A 14,467-nucleotide genomic window follows, 5' to 3' on the forward strand; every position below is an offset into this window, starting at 1 on the left:
TAAATCATTTCAGGTACTAGATAGATCGGTCCGTGTCGAATGCCACGGCGCGACGACGACACGAGAGGTCCGGTGGCAGCAGGTTGAAACCCACACCCTTCGACTACACCGCCCCCAGCACCGTCGGCGAGGCGGTCGCCCTCCTCGCCGACGAGGAGCGGGAGGCCAAGGTCGTGGCCGGCGGCCAGTCCCTGATCCCCATGCTGAACATGCGTCTCGCCAGGCCCGAGGTGCTCGTGGACATCACCCGGATCCCCGAACTCGGCCGGCTCCACCTCGACGAGTCGGGCAACCTCCGCATCGGAGCCGCCGTACGGCAGGCCAACGCCGCCGCGGACAACGCGGTACGGGAGGGATGGCCGCTCCTCGCCGCCGCGATCGGCCACATCGGACACCCTCAGGTCCGCAACCGCGGCACCGTCTGCGGCAGTCTCGCCCACCACGACCCGGCGGCAGAGCTGCCCACCGCGGCACTGGCCCTGGACGCCCGCTTCGTGATAGTCGGTCCGCGGGGCACCCGTACCGTCACCGCCGAGGACTTCTTCGTCGCCACGTTCTCCACGGCCGTCGAAGCGGACGAGCTCCTCACCGAGGTCGTGTTCCCGCCGCCCCCGGCACACCACGGCTGGGCATTCGAAGAACTGGCCCGCAGACATGGCGACTTCGCCACCGTCGGCGTGGCCGCCGTCCTGGAGCGGGACACTGCCTCCGGCACCTGCCGCGCCGCCCGCGTGGTCTTCTGCGGCGCGGGCCCCCGGCCCGTACGGGTACCGGCCGCTGAGGACGCGCTCGTGGGGAGCGACGTCGGTGAGCAGGCTCGCGCCGCAGCGGCCCACGCAGCCCTCTCCCGCCTCAGCCCCTCCGACGACGTCCACGCCACCGCCGAGTACCGACGCGAGGGCGCCGCCCACCTCCTCGTCCGCGCCTGCACCACCGCCTGGGAGCGCTGCTGATGACCCCCTCGGTCCCCACCCCGCTCGGCGCGAGCACACCACCGCTCGCCGAGCCCTCCGCCTGGCACGAGATCAGCCTCACCGTCAACGGACGACCGGTCACCGCCCAGGTCGAGTCGCGGCTGCTGCTCAGCGACTTCCTGCGCGACCGGCTCGGCCTCACCGGCACCCACGTCGGCTGCGAGCACGGGGTCTGCGGAGCCTGCACCGCCCTTGTCGACGACGAGCCGGTGCGCACCTGCCTGACCCTGGCTGTGCAGTGCGCCGGTGCCGTGCTCCGTACCGTCGAGGGTCTCGCCCCCGCCGACGCCCCGCTCACCCCCGTGCAGCGAGCGTTCCACGAGTGCCACGGCATGCAGTGCGGTTTCTGTACGCCCGGACTCGTCATGACGGCGACGGCCCTGGCCGAGCAGCACGAGCGCCCCGACGAGGAGCAGGTCGCCGACGCGCTCAGTGGCCACCTGTGCCGGTGCACCGGATACCGCAACATCCGCCGTGCCGTGTGCCAGGCACTCGACGAACGATTCGGGGAGTGACCCGCATGTCCCACGATTCAGACCGGGCCCGGTCCGGCGATGGCGGCTGGATCGGTCGTTCCGTCCCACGCGTCGAGGACGACCGGCTGCTGCGCGGCGACGGCCGCTTCGTCGACGACATCGCCCTCCCCGGCGTCGTCGAGGCCGCCTTCCTGCGCAGCCCGCACGCCCACGCCCGTATCGAGTCGATCGACGCGACCGCGGCCCTGGCCGCACCCGGCGTCGTCGCCGTATGGACCGGCGACGACGTCGTGGACCTGCCCGCGATGCTGAACAAGGAAGAACTGCGCACCCCGCCGGGCCTCGCCGAACTCCTGGACCCGCTGGTCCGGATGACCCCCATGCCGTTGCTCGCCCGCGACAAGGTCCTCTACGTCGGTCAGCCCGTCGCCGTCGTCCTCGCCGAGAACCGCTACCTCGCCGAGGACGCCCTGGAACTCGTCGAGGTGCGGTACGCCCCGCTGCCGGTGCTCGTCGACCCCGAACACGCCCTGGCCGAGGACGCGACCCGGCTGCACCAGAACCTGCCGGACAACATCGCGGTCGCGGTCGCCACCCGCGTCGGCGACCCGGAGGAGGCGTTCGCCGGCGCGTACGCCGTGGTGAGCGAGCGGTTCGAGACCCACCGGTACGTCGCCTCGCCGATCGAGACCCGCGCGATCTCGGCCCAGGTCGATCCGTACAGCGGCCGGCTGACCGTCTGGTCGGGCACCCAGACCCCGCACCGGCTGCGGGACGCCATCGCCCACACCCTCGGCCTGGAATCCTCCACGGTCCACGTCATCGCGGCCGACGTCGGCGGAGGCTTCGGCCAGAAGGGCATCCTCTACGTCGAGGAACTCCTCGTCCCGCATGCCGCCCGTTACCTCGGCCGTCCCGTGCTGTGGCGCGAGGACCGCAACGAGAATCTGACCGCCTCCTCGCACGCCCGCGAACAGATCCACCACATCGAACTGGCCGCAGACGCCGAAGGCCGCCTCATCGCCGTACGCGACCGCATCACCGTCAACTTCGGCGCGTACAACATGACCGGCCTGGTCGTGCCGTACAACTCGTTGTGCCATCTCCTCGGCCCCTACCGTGTCCCGAACGTGCACATCGACGTCGTCGGCGTGCTCACCAACACCACCTTCGCCACGCCCTACCGGGGAGCCGGACGTCCGGAGACGGTCTTCGCCATGGAACGGGCCATGGACCGGCTGGCCGTGAAACTGGGCATCGAGCCCGAGGAACTGAGGGCGCGCAATCTCGTGCGGCCCGACGAGATGCCGTACGCCACCGGCCTGGTGGACCGCTCGGGCAGACCGCAGTCCTACGACTCCGGGGACTTCCCCGAACTCCTGCGCCGCGCCGTCGCGAAGGCCGACGTCGATCACGTACGTGCGCGACAACGCGAAGGCGCCCGCGACGGCAGGCACGTCGGCATCGGATTCGCCATGTACATAGAGGCCACCGGCCTCGGACCGTTCGAGACCGCGCGCATCGACATCGCCCCCAGCGGCCGGGTGCGGCTCGCCATCGGCGCCCCCTCCCAGGGGCAGGGACACCGCACCTCCATGGCCCAGATCGCCGCCGACGCCATCGGAGTGCCGCTCGATGTCATCGACGTGGTCGGCGGCGACACCGAAGCCACCCCGTTCGGCGTGGGCACCATCGCCAGCCGCGCCCTGGTCAACGCCGGGAACGCCACCCACCGGGCCGGTCGACTCGTCCGCGAGAAGATCGTCGAAGCGGCGGCCCGCCGCCTCGGTGTCGCGGCGGGCGGTCTCGACCTGAGCGACGGCATCGTCCGGGCCAAGGAGCCGGGCGGCCCGTCCATCAGCCTGGCGGAACTGGCCGGGAAGGCACCGCTGCCCGGCACCCCCGAACCCACCGACGGCCGGCACGGCACCGAGATCAGCGAGACCGTGCACTTCCGCCCACCGGGTTTCGCGGTCGCGAGCGGAGCCCACGCGGCCGTCGTCGAGGTCGACGAACACACGGGCGAGATCGAGATCCTGCACTACGTCGTCGTCCACGACGCGGGCAACATCGTCAACCCGATGATCGCGGAAGGACAGGTCACCGGCGGCATCGCTCAGGGGATCGGCGGAGCACTGTACGAGGAGATGGTCTACGGCCCCGACGGTCAGCCCCGCACCGGCACCTACATGGACTATCTGGTGCCCACGTCCTCGGAGATCCCCGACCTCGACATGGACGAGATCTTCACCCCGAGCCCCATGAACGACCTCGGAGTCAAAGGACTCGGCGAAGGCGGCGCGATCGCACCGCAGGCTGTGCTCGCCGGCGCCGTCGAGGACGCGCTGCGCCCCTTCGGCGTCGTCGTACGCCGCGGCCCCCTCTCGCCGAGCCGGGTGCGCGCGCTGATCCGTGACGCAGCCGGCACCTGAGTACGCCCCGCACTGCTACCGACTCCGCATCCACGGCCGTCCTCGGCCGGTCGCCCCCCGATTGGACAATCATGCAGCTCGACCACTCCTTCACCGTCCCGGCCGACCTTGACGAGGCCTGGAAGCTCTTCCAGGAACTCGACCGGGTCGCGCCCTGTATGCCGGGCGCCGTGCTGGACACCCTCGACGGCGACTCCTTCACCGGGCGGGTCAAGGTGAAGGTCGGCGCGGTGCAGATGAGTTACCGCGGCGAGGGCACCGTCACCCGCGATGCCGCCGCCCACTCGATGCTCCTCGACCTCAGCGGGAGCGAGACCCGCGGCGCGGGCACGGCGTCGGCCACGGTCACCGCGACGCTGACCGTCGACCCGGCCGGCACCCTGGTGCGCGTACGCACGGCCCTCGACATCACCGGCCGGCCGGCACAGTTCGGCCGGGGCATCATGACCGAGGTCGGCGACCGCATCGTTCAGCAGTTCGCCGCCCGACTCGAAGAGCTGCTGCGGGACGGCGGACCTGCCGCGTCCGCGGTGTCCACGGCGGGCACGGCGGAGAACCTCCGAGGCGGGCTCGCGCCCGAGCCCGAGGCCATCGACCTCGGCGCGGCGGCACTGCCCGTGCTGTTCAGGAAGACGGTGGCACCCGCGGCAGCCGTGGTGTTCGCGGTGGTGGTGATCCAGGCGCTGAGGCGGCGCTCCCGCAGGTGAATCCCCGACGCGGACCACGATCTTTGAATCAGCGAGGAAAGGACATGCATGCTGGAGGCGCTGGGCCTGAGCACGGCCGAGTCGCAGGTGTACCGACTCCTGGTGGGGTGTGGCCGAAGCCGGGTCGACCACGTGGGGCAGCTGCTCGGGCTGAGCGGTGAACATCTCGACGAGGCCGTGAGGGGGCTCGCGGACAAGAGTCTCGTCACCCTCACCGATGACCGGCCTCCGCAACTGATACCCGCCCCACCGGACATTGCCGGGGAGTCCCTGCTGCTGTTGCGGATGAACGAACTCCAGTCCGTCAGGGGCGTGCTGAGGCAGCTCACCAAGGAGTACCGCACCGCGCCCGACACCGCCTCTCTGGCGGAGATCGCCGAGATCGTGCCGGACGAGACGCTGGCGCAGCGGTACGAACAGATCCAGCGCCGCGCGCGCCAGGAGGTGCTCCGCTTCGACACGGCACCGTATCTGGTGGACGAGGACGTCAACGCGGCCGAGCTCGGGCAGCTGGCGGCGGGCGTTCACTACCGAACGGTGTACGACCGCGCTGCGATCGAGGAGGACGGCGCACAGGGGGAGATGCGCCTGTACGCGGATGCCGGTGAGCAGGCACGTGTGCTCGGCAAGGTCCCCGTCAAACTCGTCATCGTCGACAGATCCGCCGCCCTTGTGGCACTTCGGACGGACGGCGGGAGACCACCGCCGGGTGCCGTGGTCCAGATCCACCGGGGGCCTCTGCTCGATGCCCTGATCGCCCTCTTCGAACTCGCATGGGCGTCGGCACTCCCCCTGGACCCGCGGCTCTCCGGCACACCTGGCAGGAACGAACTCTCGGGTGCGGAGATCCAGCTCCTGATCCTGCTGCTCTCCGGTCTGACCGACGACGCGATCGCCCGGCAACTGGACATCGGCAAGCGGACGGTCAACCGCCGCATCCGCGGACTCATGGACCTGGCAGGCGCCTCGAGCCGCATGCAACTCGGCTGGCAGGCGTCCGAGCGGGGTTGGATCACCGCGTCCGACGTGAACAGGATGCACGTGGACAGCTCCGCGTAAGTGGCCTCGTCGCCTGGGCGGGTGGCCGTCGTGTCGCCGCCTGGCGACGATGCGCCAGTTGGCATGTATACGCCACCCGAGCCCTGGATGGCGCCCTGACCGGCCAGCTAGGTTCCGGTTGGTGCGTCATCGGCCGGACGTTCGGTCGGGACTCTTCAGGCATCAACTGCCCTGACGCGCCTACATGTTGAGCACGTGAAAGGACACCTGATGCAGACAGCCCGCCTCAGACGTCGGCGCAGAGCCCTCGTCAGCGGGATCGCGGTGACAGTCGCACTGTCACTGACGAGCCAGCTCCCGACCGCGACCGCAGCGACTCTCGAGGACCTGAGCGATCGGCCGGTGCTGCAGAAGGGGGCGACCACATCGGCCGTCACCCTGATCACCGGAGACACCGTCACCCTCACCACCGAGCCCGGCGGCCGTCAGGCGGTACAGGTTCAGTCGGCGGCGGGAACGTCAAGGATCTTCGAGTCCGCCGGCGGTCAGAACGGCGATGTCTACGTCTACCCGGACGTCACGGCGACGGCGCTCGCCTCGGGTACGGTGGACCGCGAGCTGTTCAACGTCAGCCGGCTGATACGGGACGGATACGGCGACACCGAGTCCGCCGAACTCCCTGCCATCGTCGACTTCCAGGGCGAGCCGGACGCCGCGGCGCTGAGAACCAGGTCCGAAGACCTGCCGGGCAGCGAGAGCAAGCGCGTCCTGCCGCGCCTCGGGCTCTCCTCGGTCCACGTCCACAAGCAGTACGCGAAGGACTTCTGGCAGTCCGTCAATCCGAAGGCGGGCACGACCCGCGGCGCGCCGACGCCCGGCACGGCAGGCGTGACCAAGCTCTGGTACGACGGCAAGGCCGAGGTCGCGCTGGACCGGAGCGTGCCGCAGATCGGCGCCCCGGAGGCCTGGGTCAAGGGGTACGACGGCAAGGGCGTGAAGGTCGCCGTCCTGGACACCGGTGCCGACCTCGACAACGCCGACATCAAGTCGGAGATCGTCGGGAGCCAGAGCTTCATCAGCGGCCAGGGGGTCCAGGACGGTCATGGCCACGGCACCCATGTCGCGGCCACCGTCGCGGGCAGTGGCGCCAACTCAGGCGGCAAGCACAAGGGCGTCGCTCCGGGCGCCGACCTGCTGATCGGCAAGGTGCTCAGCAACAGTGGCCAGGGCCCGACCTCCAGCATTCTGGCCGGGATGGAGTGGGCCGTAGCCGAGGGCGCCGACATCGTCAGCATGAGCCTCGGCGGCGACGACGCTCCCGGTGAGGACCCGCTGACAATGGCGGTCGACTCGCTCAGCGCCTCCTCGGACACCCTGTTCGTCATCGCCGCGGGCAACAGCGGCCCCGGCGACAGCACCCTCGGCACCCCCGGCGCCGCCGACGCGGCCCTGACCGTCGGCGCCGTCGACAAGTCCGACGAGCTCGCCCCGTTCTCCAGCCGCGGCCCGCGACTCGGTGACATGGCGATGAAGCCGGAGATCACCGCGCCGGGTGTGGCCATCGTCGCCGCCCGCGCGGCCGGCACCACCATGGGCACCCCCGTGGACGCCGACTACACCGCGGCCAACGGCACCTCGATGGCCACCCCGCACGTGTCCGGGGCCGCCGCGATCCTCAAGCAGCGCCACCCCGAGTGGACCGGGCAGCGCATCAAGGAGGCCCTGACCGCGCATGCCAGGTCTGCCCCCGGGCAGACCGTCCATCAGCAGGGCTACGGCCGGGTCGACATCCCCGCCGCGCTCGACCCGTCGCTGGAGCTGTCCGGTACGGCCGACTTCCGCATGATCCCGTGGCAGAAGGACACGTACGAGAAGCGGACCCGCACCCTCACACTCCGCAACAACGCCACGACCGACACCGTCGTGACCCTGCTTGCGTCGGCCGAGGACGCGAGCGGCACCGAGGTCCCCGCAGGCTCGCTGTCCCTGTCAGGATCGGGCCTCTCCGACGGGCGGCTCACCGTCCCGGCCGGCTCCACCGCCGAGGTGACCGTCGTACTCGACCCCAACGGCCTGAAGACCGGGCGGTACAGCGGCTCCGTCGTCGCCACCGCCGCGAGCGGTGAGTCGGTGCATGCCGCGGTCGGCTTCGTCACCGCCGTCGAACAGCACGACATCACACTGAACGTCACCGACCGCTTCGGCGAGACCCCCAGCACGTTCAAGTTCACCCTGCACGGGCTGGACAACACCGTCTGGGAGAGCCGGACGCTGTACGCCACCGGCACGGTCACCCTGTCGGTGCCGCTCGGCCACTACTCCATCGAGGGCTCTGTCCGCTCGGCGGCTCCCACCGGCGGCGCGGTCTTCCATGCGGCAGACCTGTTCACCGTGCCGAACATCGAAGTGACCGACCGGGACCAGAGCTTCACCGTCGACGGCACCACCGCCACCGACCTCGGCGTGAAGATCGACGGTGAGAAGCGGCCCCTGGAGACGGGCCAGGTGGCCATGCAGATCGTCCGTGACGACGGCACGATCAACAGCCACTCCAACTTCACCGCGATCAGCGGGTCCGGCAACAGGTCCGACACCAGGTTCGGCGCCGTTCCCAGTGCGGGCGCCACCTCCGGTGCACTGCGGGTGGAGACCTTCCTCCACCGCCGCGAGCCGCTGATGCAGTTGCAGGTCACCAGCCCCGGGCACCTCAGCATTCCGCTGAAGACCTCGGTTCTCGCGAAGCGGTTCGAGGGCACCAAGCGCACGGAGCTGGTCGACCTCGGCGCGGGCACCGAGCAGGACTTCGCCGGCGCCGACGTCAAGGGGAAGGCCGTCCTGGTCTCCGTGGCCGACGTCACCAAGCCCGGCGACCAGGCCGTCAGGGCCGCGGCCGCCGGGGCTGTTGCGGTGATCGTGGCGCCCGCGAACCCTGGTCCCAACGGCAGCGGCGTACCCGCGGGCCAGACCGTCCCGGTCGCCCACGTCACGTACGACAACGCCGCCGCTCTCAAGGCTCTGCTGGCCAAGGGCCAGGTCCGGATCGCCCTGAAGGGCGTCCTGGAGTCGGGCTACACCTACGCGCCCCACTTCACCGACGACCGGGTCCCCGCCGACCTCGCCAAGACCGTCGACGTGGGAGCCTTCGCCAAGGTCAGGAACACGTACCACTCCGACGGAGCGCGCCGCCTCGGCGCCGAGCACCTGCCGGCCTGGGGTCCGAAGCAGTGGACCGCGATCAGCGACGGTCAGCCCCTCTACCAGGGCACCAGCCGCGACGACTACTTCCTGGCGGGTACCGGCGTCTCCTACATGCCGTCGGTGGGGGCCGACTTCCACACCTCCACCTGGACGATGGCCGATCTGCGGAGCACCTTCGGTACACCGGGCAAGTCCTACACCCGCAGCTGGTTCGCCGGTCCGACGCGCTTGTCACCGTACGAATTCGGGCCGTGCGTGTTCTGCCGTACCGACGTCTGGCAGAAGCTGCCCGGCGGCAGCGGTGCCGACAACGAGCCCACCCACACCCTGCGGGGCCTGACCAGCACCTGGAGCTTCTACCTCAATGGGCAGCCGATCACCGGCTTCGGCCAGCTTGTGCCGGAGAAGGCGGAGTACCGGTACGTGCTCGACCAGAAGCTTGCCACCGACGTCCCGGGCGTCACCCTGGGCCGCCAGATGCGCACCGAGTGGAACTTCAGCCAGGCGGCACCGACCACCATGGCCGTCAAGGACTGCGACACGGCGTTCATCCCCACGCCCAAGGTCTGCGAGCCCATGCCGGTGGTCCTGCTCGACTACGACCTGCCCCTGAACGAGCTCAACCAGGCGCGCGCCGGCCTGCCGTTCACCTTCACCGTGGACGGCGCCAGGGCCAAGGGATGGACCGGCTCCGCCGCGATGGCCGGCGCCAAGGTGTCGGTGTCGTACGACGACGGGGCCACCTGGAAGTCCGCCAAGGTGCTGCGCAAGGACAGAAACTCCTTCCAGGCTCTGCTCTGGCACCCCAAGCTCGCCGACACCAATGGCTACGTGACGCTCAGGACCGAGGCCTGGGACGCGGCGGGCAGCCGCACCGTCCAGACCATCACCCGGGCGTACGCCCTCAAGTGAGGCGACGCTGAGCCAAGCGCAGGCTGAGTGCGTCCCCGGCCGGGTGGTGACATCCGGCGGGGGACGCACGTGCGGGCGGCGCCGCTCGTAGGGCGTCCCGCCTCTGTGAGGTCACCCGGCTTCATGCCCGCAGCAACGACTGCGGCACGAGGCGGTCGCCTCATCGCACGGGACAAGTCCCGGGGGCGTGCGTCGAGTGCCGCCGTCGCGATCGTCATCGGGCTCGTCCCCGCCGTCGGGCTCCTCCTCGTGGTCGGCGGCCCGGTAGTGGTACGCGTCCGCCCACCAGTCGTCGTCCGTCCAGTCGTCGTCCTCGTCCTCGTCACCGCCCTCGTCGAGTTCCCGGTCGGTGCCCCGCCACCTGGTGTGGTCGCCGATGCTCGTGAGGACAAGGGCCCGCTGCCGCTCGTCCAATGCCGCGAGCGAGGGATGCGTCTCCATTCGGTACCGGTCTCCCAGCGGGTCCTCGCATGCCGTGCGGGCGCGGACCGTCTTGTCGGCGTCGTCGGCGAACCAGAGCGCCGCCAGGCCCGCAGCGGCCACCGCCGCGGCGGCCCACGCCAGGACGCCGTGCGGGCGCACCATCACCAGCAACACGGCCGCCACGAGCCAGAAGCTGAGCACCATGGTGACGGCCACGCAGGAGCAGCAGGCCAGCAGTGGCCGCCCCTCGCCGTCCGGCATCCGCGGGATCTCGGGCAGCAGGGCGTCCTGCTCACGGCGGTACGCGCTTCGCCGCTCCTGGTACTCCACGTCGCACCAGTCGATCCAACCGATCGACACCGGTTCGGGATCGTGCCGGCGCACCGCCTCCAGCAGGGCGGCGGGCAGGGTATGGGCAGGCGTCCGGCCCGGGTCGCCGCCCGCCTCGGTCAGGAGCACAGCGCCTTCCTCGTCGATGTCGACGTACCCGCCGAGCAGTAGCTCAGCAGCGGCCGCCTCGGTCCCCCGGCTCTCCAAAGCGGCGACGTGGTACGGCTCGAGATCCAGGCAGGCGACCACACCGAGGATCTCGCGCCGGATCCGGGCCCGGCGCCACCAGCGGATGCCGATGGCTCCGTACACGGCGATGGCCACGGTGAACACGGATACGGCGAGGACGAGTTGGAGCACCCACCGAGGCTACGTCCGCGGGGCGCCGAAGCAGACATGGATTTTCCCGCCCGAGGCCGCCCGCCGACACCACCCGACGGGCACGTCTCTCCCAGGGCAAGCCGATGGCCGCAGAAGCGTCAGCTCCTGGCCCGCGCGAGCACCGCGTTGAACTGCGCGCCGGCGAGCAGGGCCAGGTTGGAGAACCACAGCCACACGAGGAAGACGACGACCCCCGCCAGCGAACCGTAGAGGCGGCTGTACGTCCCGAACTGCGTGTAGAGGGTGAAGAGCGCCGAAGCGCCGAGCCACAGGAACGCCGCCAGCACGCCGCCCGGAAACCCCCGGCCCTTTCCGCGGGCCTGAGCGGGACCGGTCCGGTACAGGATGACGATCAGGGCCGTGACGATCAACAGGAGCACCGGCCATCGCAGGACCGCCATGGCGTCCGTGCCGGAGTGGCCCGCGATCGCCGCGAGCCTGCGAGCCACGGGGCCGGTCGCGACGAGGCTCGCGGCGCCCGCGACGAGCAGCGCCAGCAGCACGCCGGCGGTGAGGACGAGGATGTGCGCCGCGCGCAGGGGCGGCCGTGTGTCGGGCAGCCGGTGCATCGCGTGCAAGGCGCGGCGGAAGACCGCCAGATAGCTACAAGCCGACCACAAGGCGCTCAGGACGCCGCTGATGAGCAGGACCCACAGGGAGGACTGCGTCGAGGTGAGCCCGTCGAGAGCCTCGCGGAGCACCTGCGCCGACTCGGGAGGCGCGTAGGAGGTGAGGTCGAGGATCAGCCGCTCGCGGGTCCGGGACCCGGCCAGCCCCACCAGCGAGACCGATACGAGCAGAGCGGGCACCAGCGCCAGCACCGCGTAGTAGGTGAGAGCTGCCGCGTAGTCGGCGATGTTGTCGTGCCAGAGGCGTACGGCGGTGCCGCGCAGGGTTGAGCGCACCCGTCGCAGCAGCTCGACGGCGCGGTTCCCTGGGGTGCTCCGGTGCGTGCGGAGAGTGTTCGATGCCACGATGCTCTCCTGCCCGGCGTCGCCGCTCTCATCCTCGGGCGCCAGGTCGCGCGCGAACCGGGGTAGGTGCCGCTTCGCTGTCGGAGGGCGTTCGGCCGTCCATGATGCGGGCACGGGTTTGACCGGGTTGTGCGCTCACGGTTATGTTGCGCGCCATGCACCGATCCGCGCTTCTGACGACTCGAGGTCATGTCGACCTGAAGCGTGTGTGCTCCGCCGCGTGTCCGTGGTCGTGAATCGCGGCGTGGGCGTGGAGCCGGGAGTCCCCTCTCTGTCCGGGACTTGATTCCGTGCGGGGTTCTTCTCTCCCGTGATCTCCTCTTGAACTCCTCACACAGCGCCGCCGCGTACCCCTGAAGGGGCGTTACGGGTGGTCCCCGCCCGAGCCGCCCCGACGGCACCGGCCTGCCCGCTCCGGCCGCCGGAGTCGACCGTCCGCGACACCGCACAGGACCGGGAAGGCCCCTCGTGGAGAGTTCACCGCCGATCACCGCTCGACGCTCCGCGCCACTGCGGCGCTCCGACATCCCGCCCACGCCTCCGGCCGTACGCCGTGCGCCGGGAGCCGGGGCGGTGATGGGCGCGATCCTCGACCACGGTCCGGTGGCGCGCAGCACCGTGGCCCGGCTGACGGGGCTCTCACCGGCCGCCGTGAGCGGCCACTGCGGGGTGCTGCTGAGACGCGGGCTGATCCGTGAGAGCGAGGAGACCACGGGCCCGCGCGGCCTGGGCCGCCCCCATGTTCCCGTGGACGTCGACGCGGGCCGGTACCTCGTCGCGGGCGCCCACATCGCCGTCACGCACACGACGTTGTCGCTGATGGACCTGCGCGGCCGGATCGTCGCCGAGCAGCGACGGCCGCACGAGGGCACGGATCCCGGGCGGGTCCTGGACGGCCTGGCCCAGCGGTTGCCCGGTCTGGTGGCGGCGCACGGTGAGGGCAGGACCGTGCTGGCCATGGGGGCGGCGACCGGGCACTGGGTCGACCCGGAGGCGGGAGTGGTGGTGCGGCACCCGCTACTCGGCTGGCGTGACGTGGCGGTACGTGGGGTGCTCGCCGATGCGACCGGGCTTCCCGTCCATGTCGACAGCCACGCAAGGGCGTTGGCCCGGGCGGAGCAGCTCGTGGGGCAGAGCGGCACGCGGACGAGCGCGGTGCTGCTCTTCGTGGGCGCCGTGGTGGACGCCGCGTTCGTGTCGGCGGGCGCCGTGCATCAGGGGCCGCGCTCGGGGGCGGGGAACGTCGCCCATCTGCCGGTCGGTGCGGGTGACGGCGGATCCTCGCCCTGCGTGTGCGGCGTGCCTGGGTGCCTGCAGGCGGAGGTGTCGGAGGCCGAGATGGTACGGCGGGCGGTGGCGGCGGGCCTGAGGGTGCCGTCCTTCCCCGCTCTGCTGGACAGGGCGCTGGCGGGAGATCCGACGGCGCGGGAGCTCTTCCTGCGTCGTGCCCGGCTCGTGGGGCGGGCGGCCGCGGTACTCCTGGACATGTTCGACCCCGAGGTGCTGGTCGTCGTCGAGCCGGGCGCGGGCCGGCTGCCCGAGTGCCTCGCGGCGCTGCGTGCCGAGGTCGCCGACCGGTCGTGGGTCTGCGACGACCCCGAACACCGTGTCGTACCGAGTTCGTTCACCGGATCCGTACTGGCGACAGCCGGGCCCGCGGTGGCGCTGGGCGCGCTCTACGACGATCCGCTCGGACCCTGGCCGGCGCTGCCTGCCGTCTCCTGAAGACCCGACTTAATTCAGCGAGTTGCATTGTTGACCCGGCCGGAGCACGGAACGGAAAATGGATTCATGAGCAGCCAGCGAGGGATTCTTCGGTTCGTGCCCGTCACGGCACGTCACTGTCGCCCTCTGCCGTGCTCCGCCCCGGGGAGTGGCCGTGTCGCCGCGATCCCCGCCGGAAAGGGCTGTTGACCTTCCCGCGCAGCTTCGCGTGAAAAGGGTCTGATCCACCCTTCTTCCTTCACGGTGTGACGCGCCCGCGCTCGCCGGAATTCTCCGTCGCCTTGTCCCGCGTCGTGCGCCGTTCAACTCGGCCTGCCTTTCGGTCGGTCTCTCCTTCTCGATCCCAGACTCTCGCCCTGCGTTTCTTCGCCATGGAGGAAATGTGACCGTCTCCCTGTCCTCGCACCCCGCGACGGACCTCGCCCCCGATCGCTTCAAGCAGGCGTTCCGCGCCTATCCGGCAGGCGTCGTCGTCGTCGCGACCGACGCCGGCAACGGGCCCGTCGGCTTCACCGCGACCTCCCTCACCTCACTGTCCCTGAACCCTCCGCTCATCTCCTTCGCCATCGCCACCGCGTCCTCTTCCTGGCCGCATGTCGAGCAGGCCCGTACCGCCGTCGTCCACTTCCTCGGGTCCGACCAGGAACCTCTGGCCAGGCGGTTCGCGACGAGCGGCATCGACCGCTTCGCCGCACCCACCGCGTGGCGACGCCTCCCCGAGGGCGAGCCCGTCCTCTCCGACGTGGCCGGCTGGCTCCGGGTCGCGATCGAAGACCTCGTGCCCGCGGGTGACCACCGGATCGTCGTGGCCCGTGTCCTCGACTCGTGGCAGGAACCGGGGCGCCGCCCTCTCCTCTTCCACGACGGCGGCTATCTCTCCATCTGATTCGAGGGCTCCTGCCCGGCTTCTCCCTCGCCTTCGCTCCACACCACCTC

Annotated in this window: 10 protein-coding genes; 8 read left to right on the forward strand and 2 right to left on the reverse strand. The window is 70.9% G+C overall.

Annotated elements, in window-relative coordinates:
* The first annotated feature begins 83 nt into the window (after positions 1 to 83).
* The 6 genes from ACZ3OF_RS18305 to ACZ3OF_RS18330 all read left to right on the forward strand — a co-directional run bounded on the left by ACZ3OF_RS18305 (position 84) and on the right by ACZ3OF_RS18330 (position 9,698).
* Positions 84 to 953 (forward strand): FAD binding domain-containing protein, encoded by an 870-nt coding sequence (locus tag ACZ3OF_RS18305; RefSeq protein WP_361675505.1) that lies wholly within the window; start codon positions 84 to 86, stop codon positions 951 to 953.
* Entirely contained in the window at positions 953 to 1,489 is a 537-nt protein-coding gene (locus ACZ3OF_RS18310) for a (2Fe-2S)-binding protein (RefSeq protein WP_361675502.1), read from the forward strand. Before ACZ3OF_RS18305 ends, ACZ3OF_RS18310 begins: the two co-directional genes overlap by 1 nt.
* Positions 1,490 to 1,494: 5 nt before the next feature.
* On the forward strand, positions 1,495 to 3,882 hold the full coding sequence (locus ACZ3OF_RS18315; RefSeq protein WP_467305559.1) for a xanthine dehydrogenase family protein molybdopterin-binding subunit: 2,388 nt from the start codon (positions 1,495 to 1,497) through the stop codon (positions 3,880 to 3,882).
* Between the two features lie 71 nt (positions 3,883 to 3,953).
* Positions 3,954 to 4,589 carry an SRPBCC family protein gene (locus tag ACZ3OF_RS18320; RefSeq protein ID WP_361675495.1) on the forward strand — a complete coding sequence of 212 codons (636 nt, stop codon included), beginning with the start codon at positions 3,954 to 3,956 and terminating at the stop codon, positions 4,587 to 4,589.
* Between the two features lie 48 nt (positions 4,590 to 4,637).
* Complete coding sequence (locus tag ACZ3OF_RS18325) at positions 4,638 to 5,648, forward strand: TrmB family transcriptional regulator (RefSeq protein ID WP_467305561.1); 1,011 nt, start codon at positions 4,638 to 4,640, stop codon at positions 5,646 to 5,648.
* Between the two features lie 264 nt (positions 5,649 to 5,912).
* Complete coding sequence (locus tag ACZ3OF_RS18330; protein ID WP_467305563.1) at positions 5,913 to 9,698, forward strand: S8 family serine peptidase; 3,786 nt, start codon at positions 5,913 to 5,915, stop codon at positions 9,696 to 9,698.
* A 111-nt stretch (positions 9,699 to 9,809) separates the two neighbouring features.
* Here ACZ3OF_RS18330 and ACZ3OF_RS18335 read toward each other — a convergent pair whose 3' ends face one another.
* Both ACZ3OF_RS18335 and ACZ3OF_RS18340 read right to left on the reverse strand, forming a co-directional pair.
* The gene (locus ACZ3OF_RS18335; RefSeq protein ID WP_467305565.1) at positions 9,810 to 10,811 is read right to left on the reverse strand and encodes a hypothetical protein; all 1,002 of its coding nucleotides are present in this window, start codon (positions 10,809 to 10,811) and stop codon (positions 9,810 to 9,812) included.
* Positions 10,812 to 10,930: 119 nt separating this feature from the next.
* Complete coding sequence (locus ACZ3OF_RS18340) at positions 10,931 to 11,806, reverse strand: YihY/virulence factor BrkB family protein (RefSeq protein WP_361675482.1); 876 nt, start codon at positions 11,804 to 11,806, stop codon at positions 10,931 to 10,933.
* Between the two features lie 468 nt (positions 11,807 to 12,274).
* On the opposite strand from ACZ3OF_RS18340, the gene ACZ3OF_RS18345 reads away from it, so the two are divergent.
* Both ACZ3OF_RS18345 and ACZ3OF_RS18350 read left to right on the forward strand, forming a co-directional pair.
* Positions 12,275 to 13,531 (forward strand): ROK family transcriptional regulator, encoded by a 1,257-nt coding sequence (locus ACZ3OF_RS18345; protein ID WP_361675480.1) that lies wholly within the window; start codon positions 12,275 to 12,277, stop codon positions 13,529 to 13,531.
* A 382-nt stretch (positions 13,532 to 13,913) separates the two neighbouring features.
* Positions 13,914 to 14,417 (forward strand): flavin reductase family protein, encoded by a 504-nt coding sequence (locus ACZ3OF_RS18350; protein WP_361675477.1) that lies wholly within the window; start codon positions 13,914 to 13,916, stop codon positions 14,415 to 14,417.
* The last annotated feature ends 50 nt before the right edge of the window (positions 14,418 to 14,467 follow it).

The organism is Streptomyces sp. NPDC022552 (genome assembly GCF_055561875.1).

What these genes read in the sequence shown, in the direction of transcription:
- ACZ3OF_RS18310 (WP_361675502.1), top strand. Translation starts at nt 953, where the DNA reads ATGACCCCCTCGGTCCCCACCCCGCTCGGCGCGAGCACACCACCGCTC.
- ACZ3OF_RS18315 (WP_467305559.1), top strand. Translation starts at nt 1,495, where the DNA reads ATGTCCCACGATTCAGACCGGGCCCGGTCCGGCGATGGCGGCTGGATC.
- ACZ3OF_RS18320 (WP_361675495.1), top strand. Translation starts at nt 3,954, where the DNA reads ATGCAGCTCGACCACTCCTTCACCGTCCCGGCCGACCTTGACGAGGCC.
- ACZ3OF_RS18325 (WP_467305561.1), top strand. Translation starts at nt 4,638, where the DNA reads ATGCTGGAGGCGCTGGGCCTGAGCACGGCCGAGTCGCAGGTGTACCGA.